The sequence below is a fragment of the Idiomarina abyssalis genome, assembly GCF_900116625.1.
GTDB classification, from domain to species: domain Bacteria; phylum Pseudomonadota; class Gammaproteobacteria; order Enterobacterales; family Alteromonadaceae; genus Idiomarina; species Idiomarina abyssalis.
Map to the genome: position 1 here is coordinate 206,427 of NZ_FPBE01000002.1, position 17,239 is coordinate 223,665.

Consider the following 17,239-nt stretch of genomic DNA (forward strand, 5'->3'; position numbering starts at 1 on the left):
CCCAGCAGTAAGGGAAGGTAACCATGTTAGGAAATATGATGAAACGGCCACTGCAAATTATCGATTTACTGAAATTTGCAGCGAGTCGCCACCCTCGACAGGAGATTGTCACCCGACGGCTGGAGGGTGACATTCACCGGTATTGCTATGCCGAATGCTGGCAACGAAGCGGACAATTAGCCCACGCATTGAAAAAGCTGGGGGTACAACCCGGCGAGCGCGTAGCCAGTCTGGCCTGGAACACGTATCGTCACATGGAGCTGTACTATGCGGTAAGCGGCAGCGGCGCTGTTATGCATACCGTAAACCCCCGCCTGTTTGGCGAACAGATAGCCTGGATCCTAAACCATGCTGAAAGCGGTTGGGTCTTTGTCGACCTTAGTTTTGTCGAGCTATTGGAGTCCATTGAAGACGAACTGCCCGGGGTAAAAGGCTTTGTAGTGATGACCGACCAAAACCACATGCCGAATACCAAGCTTAAGAATGTGCTTTGTTATGAAGAACTTCTGGAATCAGAACCTAAAGACTATGACTGGCCAGACGTTGATGAAAACAGCGCGGCGCTGCTTTGTTATACCTCGGGCACGACAGGCAACCCCAAAGGCGTACTGGCCTCACACCGCGCTATGGTGCTACACGCCCAGGCAACCGTCAGTGCCGACATGCTTGACCTACGCAGTGATACTGTATTAATGCCCATGGTCACTATGTATCACGTAGCCGCCTGGGGCGCGCCCTACGCCGGTCCTTTGTCCGGTTGTAAGTTGGTATTCACTGGTGACGGTACATCGGGCGAGGCTATGGCGGACATGATTCGCAACGAACACGTCACTGTTGGCTTAGGCGTACCCACCATTTGGCTCACTTTGCACAATTATTTGAATGAAAATAAGCTGGATATCCCATCATTGAAGCGCGTTTGCGTAGGAGGAGCTGCTTCTCCTATGGGGCTGGTTAAAACTTACGACCAAGAGTACGACGTTTACTGGCAGCCTATTTGGGGTATGACAGAAACAGGGCCGCTGGTGCATTCGGTGCCGCCACAGGCAGACATTATTAGCCGGCCTAAAGACGAGCAATACCAACTGCAGACAACGGCTGGCCGCCCGGTTTTTGGCATAGAACACCGCATTGTTGACGCTGACGATAATCCTCTGCCTAACGATGGCGAAACCCGGGGCGAATTGCAGGTTCGCGGACACTGGATTGCTTCGCAGTATTTTCGTAATGACGACTTAAGTAGCTTCCCTGATGGATGGCTGGCTACGGGTGACATCGCGGTTATTGACCCCGAAGGCTTTATGAAAGTGGTTGACCGTAAAAAAGATGTGATTAAAAGCGGTGGCGAATGGATAAGCTCTCTGGATATCGAAAACATTGTCAGCCAGCACGAAGCGGTTAACGAGTCCTGTGTCATTGGTGTTAGACACCCCAAATGGGACGAGCGCCCGCTATTGCTGGTGGTACTGAATAAAGGTCACCAGCTGTCAAAACAAGACATTAAAGACTTTTTAACCGGCAAAATTGCCCGTTGGTGGATGCCTGACGACGTGGCTTTTGTCGATGAATTGCCCCATACCGGCACCGGTAAGCTGGTTAAAAATAAACTGCGTGAGCAGTACCAAAATTACTTACAGGAGAATGTGTCATGACACGATTATGGACAACGGTTATTAGCATTGCGGTATTGCTGATCAGCTTACCTTTAGCAGCCGAGCAATGGGTCGAGAAAAAGACCTTTAGTATGGACAGTTATACCACCCACGGCGGTGAAACCATTAAAGACGTCAAAGTGGGCTGGGAGTCCTACGGGACACTTAATGAAGCAAAAGATAATGTCGTGCTTATTACCCACTTTTTCTCCGGCAACAGTCACGCCGCTGGCAAGTACAGTGAGGATGACCAACAGGCTGGCTACTGGGATTCTATTATCGGCCCAGGCAAAGCCATTGATACCGATAAGTACTATGTTATTAGCGTTGATTCGTTAGTCAACGCTTACCCTAACCTTCCTACTGTCATTACTACCGGTCCTGCCAGCATTAATCCGGATACCGGAAAGCCCTACGGTTTAGACTTTCCGGTGGTGACCATACGCGACTTTGTGAATGTGCAAAAAGCCCTACTGGAAGAATTAGGCGTTAAAAAACTGCACGCAGTGGTTGGCGCTTCTATGGGTTCATTGCAGGCCATTGAATGGGCAGCGGCTTACCCGGACTGGGTTGAGCGTATGGTCTCTGTTATTGGTGCCGGCTCGTTAGACGCCTGGACCATAATGGGTCTGGAGCAGTGGGCACAAGCCATTAAGCTGGACCCTAACTGGAACGGCGGTGACTACTACGACGGCGATGCGCCTTTAGATGGTGTCACTATGGCACAGGCAATGATCACCCATGGTGCGATGCATCCGGAATACATTAACCAGGCGGTACCTCAGCAGGAGACCCTGCCAGAAAAGGGAATGGAGTCCGTGACTAATGAGTTGCCGGCCGTAGAATGGTTATACAGTGCCAGCCGTGCGCGTGCACCATTGGCAGATGCGAACCATATTCTTTACCTGGTGCGTGCAAACCAGCTGTTTGTTGCCGGTCATCAGGATACTTTAAAAGATGGATTAAAAAACATTTCCGCAAAAACCTTGTTTTTGCCATCCAGTAACGACCTGCTGTTAATGCCGTACATGGCAGAAAACACGGCTGAGCAACTTAGAGAAATGGGTAAAGAGGTTCAGTACGAAGAAATTAATGGTCCCTGGGGACACTTAAACGGACTGTTTTCTATTCAACAAAAAGCCGAGTTACTCAGCGAGTTTTTAACCACTGAGTAACTCGGTTTAGGCTTAAGAGTCGCCGAAAATGCGGCCCTTAAGCTTATCTTTCAGGCTGTCTTCAATTTTTGCCTTAAGTAACTCTTCGAGCTGCTCACTCTTATCGCCCGATTCGTTATCCCACTGAGTCAGGTTTTCCAGCAAACCTTGCTGACCGCCCAATTGGTCAGAGACTTTTGCGGTCAAATCGGCCTTAATTTCCGCCAGTTTCTCATCGGCCTCACCCATTGCACTTTGTGTCAGTAAGTCACCTAACTGGTTATCCAGGTCCGACTCAAAACTCAGCGAAGGGCTTTGAATGTCACCTCCAATATTGGTGGTAATATCCAGCCGTTGCAGCTGTTTCAAAGCACCGGCAATAGCTGATGTCAGTTTGCTACTGCCCTCGGCTTCCAGGTCAAGGTTCAACATCCGGACCATGGCTTTGCCATCAAGCTTATTCTCACGAACCAGTACCGTTCCGTCGCTGTCCAGCAACGAAGACAAAACACGAGCACTCAGCTCACTGCTGTCACTAAGGCCCAGGTTTTGTAATTGAGCGCCTTTCAACTGCCATTGCTGCCTTGCGTCTATGCCCAAGTCGGTCAACGACATCTCACCATTAAGGTTAAATGCGCTCCACAAATCGCTGTTGTCTGCTCTGGCCTGGTAGGTTGTGGGTTGTCCCAGTAAATTGTGCTGATGCGTTATGTTCTGCCAGTCGACATCAATAACGGTACCACCCACCATAAATTCCGTACGAGCTTTTTTAATTAAAAACTCAGGCGGAGCGTTGTCATCAGCGAAGGAGATTCTCTGGCCTTCACCTCGAACCGGCTCTACTGTCGCTGAGTTATCGGAGCGCGCCAGCATAGGGCCCAGCTGCTCATACGCCAGAAGTACATACTTACTCCACTCGCGGGCCTTATCTCCCAAAAGCAAGCCAGTCACGTTCTGTAAGCCACTGCCGTCCATACTGAAAAAGGATTTAATGCGGTCAATATCATTACCGGGCGCATTTTTTAACTCACTAATTTGCTGTTGCACCACGTCTTTCGCTTGTTTGACTTCATCACGAAAGTTACTCACCGCTTCTTTATCGGCTCTTATCGACTCTTTCAACTCGTCTAAAGCCTTTTTCCTGGCGGCAATATCACCCAGACCTTCTACTTTACCTTCGGTTATTTGCTTAATTTTTTGCTCATATTCCTTTATTTTCTCCTCGCTGGGCAGTGCTTCCTGCGCGGCTTTTACTTCCTGTTCTTGTTGTTCATAAGCCGTTTTGGCTTCTTCAATGACTTTTTCGGTACGCAAATCAACCTGACTAACAATCTCATCCACAGAAGGCAGCGACATGGTCAGCTTATCCCAGGATTGGTTCGCCCACCCCTGCATATCTTCTTTGTCCGGTAATACGTAAACCTCACCTTCGCTCTCTCTGGGTTGATTGACACGTATACCTGTCATAGTAAGCTGTTCAATTAAGGTTCTGCCAAGTACCAGCTCGGTTGGACTGATGTCAGCAGAGGCTTCACCAATTTGTACCCGGTTATTCTGAGGGGCGTTAGGGTCAGTCACCTGAACTCCGGCTACCGTTAAAGACAACGGAACCCAGCGATGCTCTACTCGCTCAATATTCACTTCAGCACCGTTTAACCGACCCATAGTATGTTCCAGGGTCACTTTTATAATGGTGTCCAGAAAGAGCCAGGAAATAGCGACTAACAACAGCACAAATCCGGCAAATACGGCCAGTCCCGGCCAGCGAATGATGCTACGTTTCATGCTCACCCCCTTAAGTCCGTATAAATTTGCCAGAAACGGCTGCCACGAATGGCCTGTACAACACGAAGTTTCATTATTTTCGCCTGAATGCGCTTGCGGTAATTGGCAATAACCCAGTAGCTTATGGCTGCCACTATTGGCGCAGCGATAAGAGCGATAACAAAGCTACCCATGGTAATAGTGTGGTTAAACATGGAAAGGCGACCTAACGCAGTAGCGTACATAGCTTCGTAAATTCCCTGCCAACTTGAAGCTTCTAACAAGCTCAGCCCTAAGCTGTGAAACCAGGGGTCAAGCAGGTAGGCGATACCCGAGAACACACCAAAAGATACGATAAATAAACTGAGGTTAACGCGGAAGATCAAGGCCGCCAGAATTATAATTAAGTTATGGATCCGCCATAGCGGCGTTATCCCGATGAACATCCCTAGTACGACAGCTAAGGCCAGGGCCCACGCGCTAGTTTCAGAATTCAAAGCCTTTAACAACTTTGCCAGAATTGTCAGCATTCACCTGACTCCTTTGAAAAAGATAAAACAGCAAATCTGCTTGTTATCCGTTGTCTTTCTAATATAGTGTGAGTTGCATTTATTACGCAAATAATAAGCAAATAACTTACACCTCTTTTAGCGACTTTCGAGTACTTTACGACATGCAGCAACACGTTCACCTTATCATAGATAATGCCGCCGACTGGCAGCCTTATTACCCAAGTCAAAGCTTACTCACCGCAAGTGAATACTTACAATCAGCGCATTTGCAAAGTCGTTATCACGTCTTAAATTTGTGCAATGACCTATCTTACTTGTCCACCGGCTATTACGTCAGCCTGCTCGCAGAAGCACGAGGGCAAAGAGTCATGCCTTCTGTCGCTACCATTAACGACCTGACTAACTTCTCTCATTATCAGTTACTGATTAATACCGCTGACCGATCACTCACAAAGTATTTGCAGAGCTATGATCAGAAGTCGCTATCCCTATTAATTTGCTTTGGCTTGTGCGAACAGCCAGAACTGGCGTCTTTTGCACGGCAAATTTTTGAGCGCTATCCGTGTCCTATTTTAAAAGTTGAGCTGGAATTTAGCGGCCGCTGGCACATCAACAAGCTCACCTCCGGCGCGCTTAATGAGCTGAGTGACGAGCAACAAAGTTTTTTTGGTAACTCACTGGACCATTTCAGTAAACGAGTGTGGCGAAAGGCACGTACACGTAAAGAGTACCGTTTTGATTTAGCCATTCTTTATAACCCGGACGAGGCCATTCCGACCAGCGACAAAAAGGCGCTGGCACAGTTTATTAAGGCCGCAAAAGAAGCGGATATTGAAGCTGAGTTAATTACGGCGAACGACTTTAACCGTTTACTGGAGTTTGATGCGCTTTTCATACGGGAAACGACCCGTATTAACCACTACACCTACCACTTTGCTAAAAAAGCGGAGGCTAATGGCATGGTGGTTATTGACCACCCCGACTCTATTGTTAAGTGTGCCAATAAGGTGTTCTTAACTGAACTGTTGGATAAGCATAAAGTTGCAACGCCGAAAACAGAACTGCTGCTGAGCCAGTCAGAAATTGATTACCAAGCCATAGGCGAGCGCCTGGGTTATCCGGTTGTGCTGAAAATCCCTGATGGTTCATTTTCTATCGGTGTGGAAAAAGCAGAAAGCCTTGAGCAATTTAAACAAGTAGCAGCGGAGCTTTTCAAGCAATCCACTATTTTGCTGGCACAAGAGTTTATGAAAACCGAATACGACTGGCGTATCGGTGTGCTGAATAACCGCCCCATATACGCCTGTCAGTATTTTATGGCCCGTAACCATTGGCAAATTTATAACCATAGCGAGTCGTCTTCGCGGGGTAAAAGCGGCTCTTTTGAAACTTTAGGCGTGCATCAGGCCCCGAAAGACGTAGTCAGACTGGCACTACAGGCAACTCGCTTAATTGGCGACGGCCTGTACGGTGTTGATATCAAGCAAACACCTAAAGGCCCGGTGGTTATTGAAATTAACGATAACCCGTCAATTGAGTCAGGTGTTGAAGATAAACATTTAGGATATGAACTCTATCGGCTGATAATGGCAGACTTTGGACGACGTCTGGATGAATACTGAGTTTAGGGTTGAGCCCGCAAAGCTCACCGATCTTGATCAATTAGTTACACTGGAGCGGGCGACATTTAATTACAGTTGTATTAGTCGCCGCAGCTTCCGGCAGGTTATTCAGTCTGATCATAATTATTGCTGGGTGGCGCGTTCAGAAAACCAGCTAGCCGGGTATGCCATTGCGTTCACCCGGCGCAACAGTAAAGTATGGCGCCTGTACTCTATTGCTGTATCACTAAACTTTCGTGGTTTTGGTGTCGGCAATTTACTCATTAATCACGTACTGGACACCGCCAAAAGGCAGGGCGCTGAAGCTATGTCTCTGGAAGTAAAAAGTGATAATAAAACCGCCATTCATTGGTATCAAAACTGTGGCTTCGAAACTATCGATATTCTGCCAAACTATTATGATGACGGCAGTGACGGTTTTAAAATGCGGTTTACTTTTTATCCGGAAAGTCTGTGAATACACCCTCAACACCGGCCTGCTTCAACCACTGTCGTAGCTGACCATGAGACTTAACGCCGTCGGGCAGGTCGTCAGCTCGCAAGGTATAAACATGAACATTCAGTCCCTTTTCTTCCGCAGAGTCTAAAACATCGCTCCATTGCGGTTCGCCGTTTTCAGAGACACCTTCTAATACATGATGTAACCACAGCCCGACCCCTTCTGCGTAGCTCTTAACCGACTCTAAACCAGCACTGGATCGCATAGCGCTGTAGTCAATATCTGTCGCGCCCCACTTGTTATCGCCAACCAGCTGGATGAGGGGCGCGTCCCAGTTAAACTCTCGTTTTAAACGCCGCAAGACTTCCGGATCAAAAGACTGCAAATAAATAGGGGTAGGCCGTTTGTCAGAATAGCCATTTCGTGCAAGTACCGACATAACAGCTGAAGTAATGTCGTACCCTTGTTGCTGATACCAACGTGAAGATTTCAGCTCCACATAAATACCGGTAGACATCTCACGCACCCGATTCAGTTCATGAATCAACTTAATGTGTTCATCCAGGGTTTGAATAGGGAAACGTACATCCGGTTGAGCAAAGCGTTTAGGATAGACCAGCTCATAGTCTTTATGGCGGGCAACAACCGTTAAGCGCTTTAATTCATCCAGGGAAAAGTCGACCACATAATATTTACCATCGGGCCGGTGCTTCTCCGGGAATACTTCAGACACGTTGGTAACATGGTCCAGTTTTTCGTCGTGCAAAACCACCGGCACACCGTCACGAGTTAGCTGTATGTCCTGTTCAATGAAGTCCGCACCTAATGCATGGGCCATAACCGTACTGGCCTGAGTATGTTCCGGTAGATAACCCGACGCACCACGATGCGCAATATCCAGGAACTCAGGTACTTTTAAGTCATGAAACGGCGCGTCCGGCAGAGTCTCCTGTGCTTTTGGTGCAGCAACTGCCAAGCCTGATAACAAAGTGCAAATGATGAATCTATTCATTATTCCAGTTAACCTCTAGCACTTTATCGCCGAGCTCGCGGTAACGTTTTATCAGCACCTCAATGGGCTCGGGCTCAGGGTTTAATTCACGCCCTCGTAAATACTCCGGGTTATACAATTTACTGACCGAACGCTCACCTAAATCACAGGAAAACGTCACGATACGTTGCCCCGGCCCCTTTCGCAAAGCAGCAGCCAAAGCGCCGGCAACATTAAGCGCGGAGCTGCTACCCAGCACAATACCGTCCTTGTCTCTGACATAACGCGACAGCGTGACTAAATCCTGATCGGGCAAGTTAACGGCATGATCAATGCGTGCCTGACGAAAGTTATCCACTAACCGCATAATACCAATGCCTTCTGTCATGGAACCGCCCGTCGAAACATACTCACCACTGCGAAGAAACTCATAAATACCCGAGCCATCCGGGTCTACAACCCAAACATCAATATCCGGATTCTTCTCTTTCAAAAAACGCGAGTTACCGCCAATGGTGCCACCAGTACCTGCCACGGAAACCAGAACATCAACTTTACCACCGGTTTGTTCCCAAATTTCCGGGCCCGTATGAAGGTAATGCGCACGGGCGTTGCTGGTATTTTCAAACTGATTCGCCCACCAACAGTCGTCACGCTCTTCAGCTAAGCGACGGGCTGTGTGATAAAAGTGGTTTTCGTTTTTAAACGGAACCGGGTCAACGGCCATTAGCTCACCGCCATGCAGGCGTATCATCCGTTCTTTTTCTGGTGTCTGATCATTAGGCATAACCGCCAGCATGTTCAGCCCATAGGACTTAGCAACAACCGCGAGGCCAATGCCAGTATTGCCGGCAGTACCTTCCACTACGGTCATACCCGGCTTAAGTTCGCCGCGCTGCATAGCGTCGTCAATGAGCTGTTTAGCAGCACGATCTTTTATTGAGCCTCCCGGGTTCTGAAACTCGCACTTAATAAAGATATCGCACCCGGTTAAATCAGACAGCGATGGTATCCGTAACAGATCTGTCTCACCAATAAGGTCGCTCTGCCGTGCTCCAAGTTTCATGCTACTGCACCTTTCATCCTGCATTACTGTAGGTAAATAGTATCTCCCCTGTAAGGTCTGGGTTCAATAGCACTTTTGGTGCAGTGCACAGAGGTTGCGCACGTTTTTTGTGCAGAGCTCTCATCGAAATTCTATTTATCCATAAATATCAACAAATTAATCTTTGGCACATTTCCTGAATTAGAAGGTTGCTTAACAATCTTTTAATAAGGAAGCCTCATGAAAATGCTCGTTGCGTTAATCAAACCTTTCAAGCTGGAGGATGTAAAGCAGGCTTTGTTTGAAATTGGCTGCTCCGGCTTAACTGTAACCGAAGTTCGTGGTGTTGGCCGGCAAAAAGGCCATACCGAGCTGTATCGAGGAGCCGAGTACCAGGTCGACTTTCTTCCCAAAATGAAAATAGAACTGGCTCTTCCCGATGAAACCCTTGAACGGGCGCTGGAAGTTGTTAGCGCAGCGGCTCATACCGGCAATATCGGAGACGGAAAGATATTTGTTCTGCCACTTGAGCACTGCGTTCGCATACGTACCGGTGAAACTGACAAAGACGCTCTTTAAGGAGTCCCCCATGGAAGCACAAGATTTACAGCAACTCACTTTTGCCCTCGATACTTTTTATCTGCTTGTTTGCGGCGCGCTGGTCATGTGGATGGCGGCCGGGTTTTCAATGTTAGAAGCCGGCCTGGTAAGAGCCAAAAACACCACCGAAATTCTGACCAAAAACATTGCTCTCTACTCCATTGCCTGTATTACTTATTTAGCCATTGGTTATAAAGTCATGTACCCGGATCCTTCCCCTGCTTACGCCGCCGATGCAAACTTCTTCTTTCAGGTTGTGTTTGTTGCCACCGCTATGTCCATTGTTTCCGGCGCCGTAGCAGAGCGAATGAAGCTCATGAGCTTTTTAGTTTTTTGTGTCGTACTCAGCGCATTTATTTACCCGGTTCAGGGCTTGTGGACCTGGGGCGGCGGCATGATAGCAAACTGGGGGTTTGTCGATTTTGCCGGCTCCAGTATTGTTCACTTAACCGGGGCATCAGCAGCACTGGCGGCGGTCATATTGCTGGGTCCCCGCTCTGGCAAATACCTGAGTGACGGCAGTATTAATGCCTTACCGGGTTCAAACATGCCTCTCGCCGCACTGGGTACTTTTATTCTCTGGTTCGGATGGTTCGGTTTTAACGGCGGTTCCCAGCTGGCTCTGGGCTCAGTTGATGACGCCAACGCCATTGCACGCGCTATGGTCAATACCAACACCTCGGCAGCAGCAGGAACAATAGCGGCACTGCTGTTTACCAAGTTACTCTGGAAAAAAGCCGACCTGACTATGATACTAAACGGTGCTTTAGCCGGTTTAGTCGCCATAACTGCACAACCCGTTACTCCCGAACCCTGGCAGGCAAGTGTTTTTGGCTTTGTCGCCGGACTCATTGTTGTGTTGTCAATTATTGCTCTGGATAAGCTGCACATTGACGACCCGGTTGGGGCCATTTCGGTACATGGTGTCGTCGGTATATTCGGTACCCTGGTGGTGCCCATAACTGACTCCAGCGCCAGCTTTATGATTCAGTTGGCGGGCGTTGCCACAATTTTTGGCTGGGTGTTCGCCTGTAGCTTTATTATCTGGACTATACTCAAGCTGACCGTAGGTATTCGCGTGACGAAAGAACAGGAATACGTAGGCTTAGATCAGGTTGACTGTGGCGTTGAGGCTTATCCGGAGTTTACTTCGCAGAAGTAGCAATACCGACGTCATATTGCCAGGCCCGCCCGTTCTTGATACGGTTTTATGCCATCAATTTCATGAATGGGCGGACAATTATGTCGACATCACGAGAGTATGTTGAAGAACTTTTGGCTCAGGCAGATATTCGCATTAACGGCAATCGGGCCTGGGACATGCAAATACACGATGAAACCGTTTTTGATCAGGCTTTGTCGCGTGGCAACCTGGGTCTTGGCGAATCCTATATGGCACGCTTATGGGATGCCGAGTCTCTTGATCAGTTTTTTTTCAAGCTTTTGCGGTCGGGCATTCAAGACAAAGTAAACCCCGCACGCCTTATCTTTCACTCTCTGAAAAGCCGCATTTTCAATCTACAAAGTCAGTCGAAAGCCTGGGAAGTTGGACAGCACCATTACGATATGGGCAACGACTTGTACTCAGCTATGCTTGACGAACGCATGGTTTATACCTGTGCTTATTGGGAAAAAGCGAAAGATGTCGATGAAGCGCAACGGCACAAACTTGAGCTTTGCTGTAAAAAGTTAGGCCTGAAACCCGGTATGCGAGTGCTTGATATAGGCTGCGGTTGGGGCAGTTTTATGCAATACGCTGCTGAAAATTACGGCGTTGAATGCGTTGGCGTTACTATATCTAAAGAACAAGTTGCATTGGGTGAAGAGCGCTGTAAAGGCCTGCCTGTCGAGTTTCGATTACAAGACTACCGTGAGCTTGATGAACAGTTTGATCGGGTTATCAGCCTGGGCATGTTCGAGCACGTAGGCCAGAAAAACTATGACGACTATATGGATGTAGCCCTGCGCTGCACTAAAGAAGACGGTCTGTTTTTACTTCACACGATTGGCAAAAATGTCAGCGACACAGCAGCTGACCCATGGATCAGTAAATACATTTTCCCTAATGGCGAAGTGCCTTCTATTTCACAAATTGGCACCGCGCTGGAAGAAAAATTTGTCTGCGAAGACTTACACAACTTTGGGGCCGATTACGATAAAACCCTAATGGCCTGGTTTGAAAATTTTGATAAGGCCTGGCCGGAGCTTAAATCGCAATTTGATGATGAGTTTTACCGTATGTGGAAATACTACTTACTATCTTGCGCCGGAGCCTTCCGCGCCCGTGATATCCAACTCTGGCAGTGGGTATTATCACCTAAAGGGCGCGTTGGCGGGTATTCACGGCCTCAGCTTTAAGAGTCCGCGTTAAATTCCGTCATAAAGATATCCCAGAACACCAGGAACAGGGCTGCAACAAGCGGCCCTAATACAAAGCCGGTAATTCCGAATAGAGACAGACCACCCAGAGTGGAGAACAACACTAAGTAGTCCGGCAGTTTTGTATCGCGACCAACCAAAATTGGGCGTAATACGTTATCGGCCAGACCAATAACGATTGCACCGTAAGCAACGAGTATGGTCGCGGCTATCCAGCTTCCTGTCGCGTATAGATAAATAGACACAGGTAGCCAGACCAGGCTGGCACCCACTGCAGGAATAAGTGACAAGAACGCCATCACAACACCCCAAAGTAAAGCACCCGGAATGCCAAGCAACGCAAAGATAATACCGCCTAACGCCCCCTGAACTATCGCAACCACCAAGTTCCCTTTGACCGTCGCGCGTGTTACTTCAGCAAACTTAGTAAATAGCTTACGCTCCCGTTCATCTCCCAGAGGTAATGCCTTAACCATCAAGTTAATTAAATGGTGCCCGTCCCTTAGCAGGAAAAAAGTCAGGTAAATCATTAAAGCCAGGCTAATCAGAAAAGAAAATGTGTTTTGACCAATGCTCAGTGCTTCTTCCGCTAAAAACTTGCTACCGCTAACGGCTGTCGAGGATATTTTATCTCGCACATCGCTGGCTTTAATATCAAACTGAGCAAGTAGGTCATTAATGACCGGAAAGGCGGTCTGAATTTCATCAAAAAGTTTTCCTGGATTAATTTTGCCTTCATCCAGTCGCTGGTAAAAACTAACGCCCTCTTGCACGAATGAATACGAAATTCCCAGTACCGGTATAACAACAATAACAAGTGCAATTAGCAGCGTAACAAGCGCTGCCCGGTTAGGCTTGTCTCCAAACTTGTTCTTCAACCGTTGCTGCAACGGCGAGAAAATTACCGTAACGACACAGGCCCAAAAAATAGCAGCCCAAAAAGGTATAAGTATCCAGGCAAAAGCAACGCTGACAAGTGCCAGTGTCAGTAAAAATGAACGTCTTTCTAATGATTCCCGCATACTTGCTTCCTTGGCATTAGTAATTCTTTGCGTAAAGACTTGACAGACTTCCCGTTAGATAACAACCTCAACATAGCTAACTGCTTAATTTATCACAACTGATAAGAATAAATGTCGAAATCGGAAGATCCATACAGCTTTGCCACTTGGTGCAAAGAAAGTTTGATTAACTTTACAAAAATGAACGCCGAAAAACAGGTGTTTATTGGCTTTGTATTGGCGATATTTATTGCTGCTTTTATACGGGTTATTGAAATGACCGGTGGGCTTCCAAGCCTGTACGAGCATTTACTTTACTTTCCTTTAGTATTAACCGGACTTCTACTTGGCCCCCGTATTGGCGCACTGGCCGGGTTCATGTGCGGTGTTTTACTGAGCCCATTTTCTTTTTCTGATTCATTAATAAGCAGTAACGAAATTGCCGGCGGCTGGATCCTTCGCTTACTGGCTTTCACTTTCATTGCCACTATCGCCGGCATTATTGCAAGAGTCGTAAAAGAGCTTAATGGCGCGGAAAAAAGTGCGAAGTTCAAATATCAGGGCACAGACTTGCCTAACATTAATGCCTTACTGGAGCAGCTAAAAACTATTGGTCACAGTAAGGACGGAGCTCCGGACGACCTTATCGATATTTTCAACTTTCGCTTGCAGAATATGGAGAAAATTCAGCAGCAAGTAGGCACTGAAAAAGCCAATGAACTCGTCAAACAAATGGCAATACAATTGAAAAAGCTACTTGGCGACCAGGTTCACGTTGGGCAGACCTCGAAAAACGAACTGGTCGGGGTAAGCGCGGATGCAGAACAAAATACCAAAGAACTGCAGAGTAAAATTGAAAGCTTTTTAGAAAAGCCGATAGTGGTCGACGGCGTTTCGTACCAAATGGATAGTGCAGCAGGTGTACTCCGGGTCAAAAAAGACCAGCTTAAAGAAGACCATCAAAAAGTGTTCGATGAAGCTCAGGCACATGCATTTAATGCGTTTCAGAAAAAACAGCAGTTTTCATTTTTGGAACAAAATGATAACGCGATAGACCAAATTGAAGAGGTGACGTTCTCTCGTCAGTTTAGCGAGGCCATGAAGAATAATGACATTCAGCTTTACTTCCAGCCCCGCCTTAACACCAATACGGGTTACTTTTCCGTTCTGGAAATATCGGCAAAATGGGTGCACCCAAAACGTGGAGGCATGAATTTAGAAGAGTTCAAGCCCATGATAGAGGAAGCTTCGTTAACCCAGCAGTTCACATCCTGGATGATTCAACGAACCTTTAAAGACTTGAAAACTTGGCTAAAACAAAAAGTCATAGTGCGAGTTTCTATTAATATCACTATTAATGATATTGTCGACCCTATTGTGCTAAACGTTCTGGCACACGAGCTACAGGACTCTAAGTTTCCTGCGCGGCAAGTTTATATTGAAGTGAGCGAACGTGCTCTAATGTCACTGTCTGATAAGTCGAAACGGTATCTGGAGCGTTTAAGAAGCGTTGGTTGTAACGTCATAGCCTCACATTTTGGAGAGGGTCGTTCGACCATTCAGTCACTTTTTGTACTACCCGTAGATGCCGTAAAACTCTCTGAAGAGTTGGTACAAAAAGCAACGTCGCACAGTGATAAGAAGCGAGAGTTAGCGTCTATGGTCAAAATGGCGAGAGCTCGCGGTTTAACCACCATAGCCACAGGCATTAATGACCGCGCTAAACTTCTTCTTTTAAAACAAATAGGATGTGAGGAACTACAAGGATCGATTCTAAGTAAGTCGCTGAAAAAGGCTGATATACCCTGGGCCCGGATAAGATAATGAAAGACAAAATGAAGTTAACAACTCAGCATAAGTGGCGCCGACCGTTTTTCAAGCGTCCGGAAGTTATTCTGGTAATAGCCTACATAGTTGCAGCTATAGTTTGGGAGCTTGGATCCAGCGCCCTAATTCAGAATTTAACGTTAGAAACCGATACCCAAAACCTTATGAACCGGTGGAAACCCTGGGGCTTCGTCGTTTTATCTGTGTTTTTTCTGTTTTTCTTTACTCGTATTTGGGTTTTAAGACTAAAAAAATCTCGCGAACTGCTTTATAACTATCTTGGGAACAGCCCTACCATTCATTACGAACTGCGTTCACTGGACTCAGGCATTCGCATTGACTGGGTCAGCCCAAATTGTGAACGCATTATGGGCTACTCACCCGAGGAAGTGAAAGCGCCGGGCTGGTGGTTACGCAATATCCACCCTAACGATACACAGTTAGCCAAGAAAACCATTTTACGAAGCCTTGAAGAAGACCAATTCGTTTACGAGTATCGCTTCCGTCATAAACAGGGCCACTACGTGTGGGTACGGGACGAATTACGCCGCACCAACAGACGCCCTTTAAGCTTTCAGGGTTCATGGACCAATATCTCAGCCGATTATGTTGATAACTCAAACGGCAAAGCTGGCGAGCTCTCAGAACATGGGGTCTTATCTGGTATTGCCTTGCTCAATAAGCACCGCAAAGTCATTAGCGTGGATGCTCCATTTACCGAAATTTCCGGATTAACCGAAGCTCAGTGTGTTAACTCAAAGTTAGAGGAGCTTTTCACCGCTACAGATATCGACGATCTTGACAGTAACTTCCCTTGTAACCAAAGCATTTTAATTGTTGGCCGTAACGCAGACAAAAAACGTTACTCCGCTGTTCTGACAATTAGAGAGGCCGTTTCAGGCTTTTCTGAAGAAGCGACTTATATCGCTACATTAAGCGATGTAACCCGAATGAAACAGCAACAGCGGCAGTTACAGAAGTTAGCATTTTTTGACGACTTAACCGGGCTACCTAACGGCAATTCATTGGCATTAGATTTGTCCAGACTGCTGGATGAGTTGCCCAGCGATCGCCTCGCTGCAGTGTTAGTCATGAACGTCGATCATTTTCATCAGGTAAACGACAAATACGGTCATCACATTGGCGACAAAATTTTACAGCGCCTGACCCAAAGGCTAAAAGAAGTCACTCCTTTTGGCACTAAACTATACAATTTGGGTGGTGACGAGTTCGCTATTGTGCTGAACCACATTGTCGAATACATCGATATTCAGAATATTATCTTACAAATTCAAAAAGCCTACGAGCGTCCTTTTGTGCTGACCAGTGACGATCAGCAAGTTCAACTAACAACCAGCATTGGCGCCAGCGTTTACCCATTAGACGGGCACGATAGCGGAAAACTCTTAGCTCAGGCTAATTTGGCAATGAATTCAGCTAAAGACCAGCAGAATGAAAACCAGGCTTACTTCAAACAAGAACTTGAAAACCGTTCTTACGATGAAATTCAGCTAGAGGAAGATGTACACAGCGTTCTTCAGAGTGACCAAATGCAACTGGTCTATCAGCCAGTGCTCAATATGGATAAGCAGGTCGTCGGTGTTGAGGCTTTGCTGCGTTGGGAACACCCCGAACTTGGTACCTTACACCCTGAAAAATTCCTTCCCCAGTTTGACGCTAACGGCATGTTAGACACTTTGGGTATTTGGGTCATCGAAAACGTTGTAGCCCAGGTTGAAAGGTGGCAACAGCAGAATATTACGCCAGGTAAAATAGCCATTAATTTGGCCACTGAGCAAATATCACAGCGGCTCTACCAGGCCATGAACAGGTTAAATAAAGAAAACCCTAAGCTTTTAGCTAAAATTGAATTCGATTTAAGCGAGAGTAGCTTAAGCGAACCTCTGCCGAACACGCTCGATATTATTGAACAACTGCACGAATTAGGTATTACGCTGGTTATCGACCGTTTTGGTAAGGGCATAGGCAGTATGCTGCATTTGAAAACTATGGCGGTCAGCAAAATTAAAATTGAACGTGAGTTTATCCGCGACCTTGATACCAACGAACGCTCACGAAACCTGGTCAAAGCAGTTATACGCATGACCACCGAGTTAGGCTTAGAAGTACAGGCAGTTGGCGTAGAGAATCAGGCCCAACTTGATAAACTCAAAGAGTTTGGCTGCCATTACTGGCAAGGGCAGCTTTATAAGCTACCTCAGGCCGCTGATGATGTTTTTAGCAGTGACTGAT

General features: G+C 47.0%; 14 protein-coding genes. 9 read left to right on the plus strand and 5 right to left on the minus strand.

What is annotated here, in order from left to right; translation table 11 throughout:
• Nucleotides 1-23: 23 nt before the first annotated feature.
• On the plus strand, nt 24-1,652 hold the full coding sequence (locus BM359_RS06530; protein ID WP_054489470.1) for a long-chain fatty acid--CoA ligase: 1,629 nt from the start codon (nt 24-26) through the stop codon (nt 1,650-1,652).
• A complete protein-coding gene (locus BM359_RS06535) occupies nt 1,649-2,827 on the plus strand; it encodes an E22 family MetX-like putative esterase (RefSeq protein ID WP_054489472.1) in 1,179 nt (392 codons plus the stop codon). Before BM359_RS06530 ends, BM359_RS06535 begins: the two co-directional genes overlap by 4 nt.
• Nucleotides 2,828-2,839: 12 nt before the next feature.
• Here the strand turns inward: BM359_RS06535 and BM359_RS06540 are convergent, their stop codons facing one another.
• Nucleotides 2,840-4,591, minus strand: a complete 1,752-nt coding sequence (locus BM359_RS06540; protein ID WP_054489475.1) for a TIGR03545 family protein — start codon at nt 4,589-4,591, stop codon at nt 2,840-2,842.
• A 2-nt stretch (nt 4,592-4,593) separates the two neighbouring features.
• Nucleotides 4,594-5,100 carry a DUF2062 domain-containing protein gene (locus tag BM359_RS06545; protein WP_054489476.1) on the minus strand — a complete coding sequence of 169 codons (507 nt, stop codon included), beginning with the start codon at nt 5,098-5,100 and terminating at the stop codon, nt 4,594-4,596.
• A gap of 143 nt (nt 5,101-5,243) precedes the next feature.
• Here BM359_RS06545 and BM359_RS06550 point away from each other — a divergent pair, with 143 nt between their 5' ends.
• Both BM359_RS06550 and BM359_RS06555 read left to right on the plus strand, forming a co-directional pair.
• On the plus strand, nt 5,244-6,704 hold the full coding sequence (locus tag BM359_RS06550) for a RimK family protein (RefSeq protein WP_054489684.1): 1,461 nt from the start codon (nt 5,244-5,246) through the stop codon (nt 6,702-6,704).
• The gene (locus tag BM359_RS06555; protein ID WP_054489479.1) at nt 6,694-7,161 is read left to right on the plus strand and encodes a GNAT family N-acetyltransferase; all 468 of its coding nucleotides are present in this window, start codon (nt 6,694-6,696) and stop codon (nt 7,159-7,161) included. The genes BM359_RS06550 and BM359_RS06555 overlap by 11 nt, the downstream gene beginning before the upstream one ends.
• On the opposite strand, the gene glpQ is transcribed toward BM359_RS06555, so the two are convergent.
• Both glpQ and BM359_RS06565 read right to left on the minus strand, forming a co-directional pair.
• On the minus strand, nt 7,136-8,155 hold the full coding sequence (gene glpQ / locus BM359_RS06560) for a glycerophosphodiester phosphodiesterase (RefSeq protein ID WP_054489481.1): 1,020 nt from the start codon (nt 8,153-8,155) through the stop codon (nt 7,136-7,138). The two genes, BM359_RS06555 and glpQ, sit on opposite strands and share 26 nt — an antisense overlap.
• Entirely contained in the window at nt 8,148-9,200 is a 1,053-nt protein-coding gene (locus tag BM359_RS06565) for a cysteine synthase A (RefSeq protein ID WP_054489483.1), read from the minus strand. Before BM359_RS06565 ends, glpQ begins: the two co-directional genes overlap by 8 nt.
• Nucleotides 9,201-9,419: 219 nt before the next feature.
• On the opposite strand from BM359_RS06565, the gene BM359_RS06570 reads away from it, so the two are divergent.
• The 3 genes from BM359_RS06570 to cfa all read left to right on the plus strand — a co-directional run bounded on the left by BM359_RS06570 (nt 9,420) and on the right by cfa (nt 12,137).
• On the plus strand, nt 9,420-9,758 hold the full coding sequence (locus BM359_RS06570) for a P-II family nitrogen regulator (protein WP_054489485.1): 339 nt from the start codon (nt 9,420-9,422) through the stop codon (nt 9,756-9,758).
• Between the two features lie 10 nt (nt 9,759-9,768).
• Nucleotides 9,769-10,941: an ammonium transporter gene (locus tag BM359_RS06575; RefSeq protein ID WP_054489487.1), complete on the plus strand. Its 1,173-nt coding sequence runs from the start codon at nt 9,769-9,771 to the stop codon at nt 10,939-10,941.
• Between the two features lie 80 nt (nt 10,942-11,021).
• A complete protein-coding gene (cfa, locus tag BM359_RS06580) occupies nt 11,022-12,137 on the plus strand; it encodes a cyclopropane fatty acyl phospholipid synthase (RefSeq protein ID WP_054489489.1) in 1,116 nt (371 codons plus the stop codon).
• On the opposite strand, the gene BM359_RS06585 is transcribed toward cfa, so the two are convergent.
• Nucleotides 12,134-13,180: an AI-2E family transporter gene (locus tag BM359_RS06585; RefSeq protein ID WP_054489492.1), complete on the minus strand. Its 1,047-nt coding sequence runs from the start codon at nt 13,178-13,180 to the stop codon at nt 12,134-12,136. The genes cfa and BM359_RS06585 overlap by 4 nt on opposite strands.
• 111 nt (nt 13,181-13,291) lie before the next feature.
• Here BM359_RS06585 and BM359_RS06590 point away from each other — a divergent pair, with 111 nt between their 5' ends.
• Nucleotides 13,292-14,983, plus strand: coding sequence for an EAL domain-containing protein (locus tag BM359_RS06590; protein ID WP_054489494.1), 1,692 nt, complete (start codon nt 13,292-13,294; stop codon nt 14,981-14,983).
• Nucleotides 14,983-17,238, plus strand: a complete 2,256-nt coding sequence (locus tag BM359_RS06595) for an EAL domain-containing protein (protein ID WP_054489496.1) — start codon at nt 14,983-14,985, stop codon at nt 17,236-17,238. The genes BM359_RS06590 and BM359_RS06595 overlap by 1 nt, the downstream gene beginning before the upstream one ends.
• Nucleotide 17,239: the final 1 nt, after the last annotated feature.

Bases quoted from the DNA above. Each gene is read 5' to 3' on its own strand.
- BM359_RS06575 (WP_054489487.1), top strand. From the start codon at position 9,769: ATGGAAGCACAAGATTTACAGCAACTCACTTTTGCCCTCGATACTTTT.
- BM359_RS06595 (WP_054489496.1), top strand. From the start codon at position 14,983: ATGAAAGACAAAATGAAGTTAACAACTCAGCATAAGTGGCGCCGACCG.
- BM359_RS06535 (WP_054489472.1), top strand. From the start codon at position 1,649: ATGACACGATTATGGACAACGGTTATTAGCATTGCGGTATTGCTGATC.
- cfa (WP_054489489.1), top strand. From the start codon at position 11,022: ATGTCGACATCACGAGAGTATGTTGAAGAACTTTTGGCTCAGGCAGAT.
- BM359_RS06555 (WP_054489479.1), top strand. From the start codon at position 6,694: ATGAATACTGAGTTTAGGGTTGAGCCCGCAAAGCTCACCGATCTTGAT.
- BM359_RS06585 (WP_054489492.1), bottom strand. From the start codon at position 13,180: ATGCGGGAATCATTAGAAAGACGTTCATTTTTACTGACACTGGCACTT.
- BM359_RS06540 (WP_054489475.1), bottom strand. From the start codon at position 4,591: ATGAAACGTAGCATCATTCGCTGGCCGGGACTGGCCGTATTTGCCGGA.
- BM359_RS06545 (WP_054489476.1), bottom strand. From the start codon at position 5,100: ATGCTGACAATTCTGGCAAAGTTGTTAAAGGCTTTGAATTCTGAAACT.
- BM359_RS06550 (WP_054489684.1), top strand. From the start codon at position 5,244: ATGCAGCAACACGTTCACCTTATCATAGATAATGCCGCCGACTGGCAG.
- BM359_RS06565 (WP_054489483.1), bottom strand. From the start codon at position 9,200: ATGAAACTTGGAGCACGGCAGAGCGACCTTATTGGTGAGACAGATCTG.
- BM359_RS06570 (WP_054489485.1), top strand. From the start codon at position 9,420: ATGAAAATGCTCGTTGCGTTAATCAAACCTTTCAAGCTGGAGGATGTA.
- glpQ (WP_054489481.1), bottom strand. From the start codon at position 8,155: ATGAATAGATTCATCATTTGCACTTTGTTATCAGGCTTGGCAGTTGCT.
- BM359_RS06530 (WP_054489470.1), top strand. From the start codon at position 24: ATGTTAGGAAATATGATGAAACGGCCACTGCAAATTATCGATTTACTG.
- BM359_RS06590 (WP_054489494.1), top strand. From the start codon at position 13,292: ATGTCGAAATCGGAAGATCCATACAGCTTTGCCACTTGGTGCAAAGAA.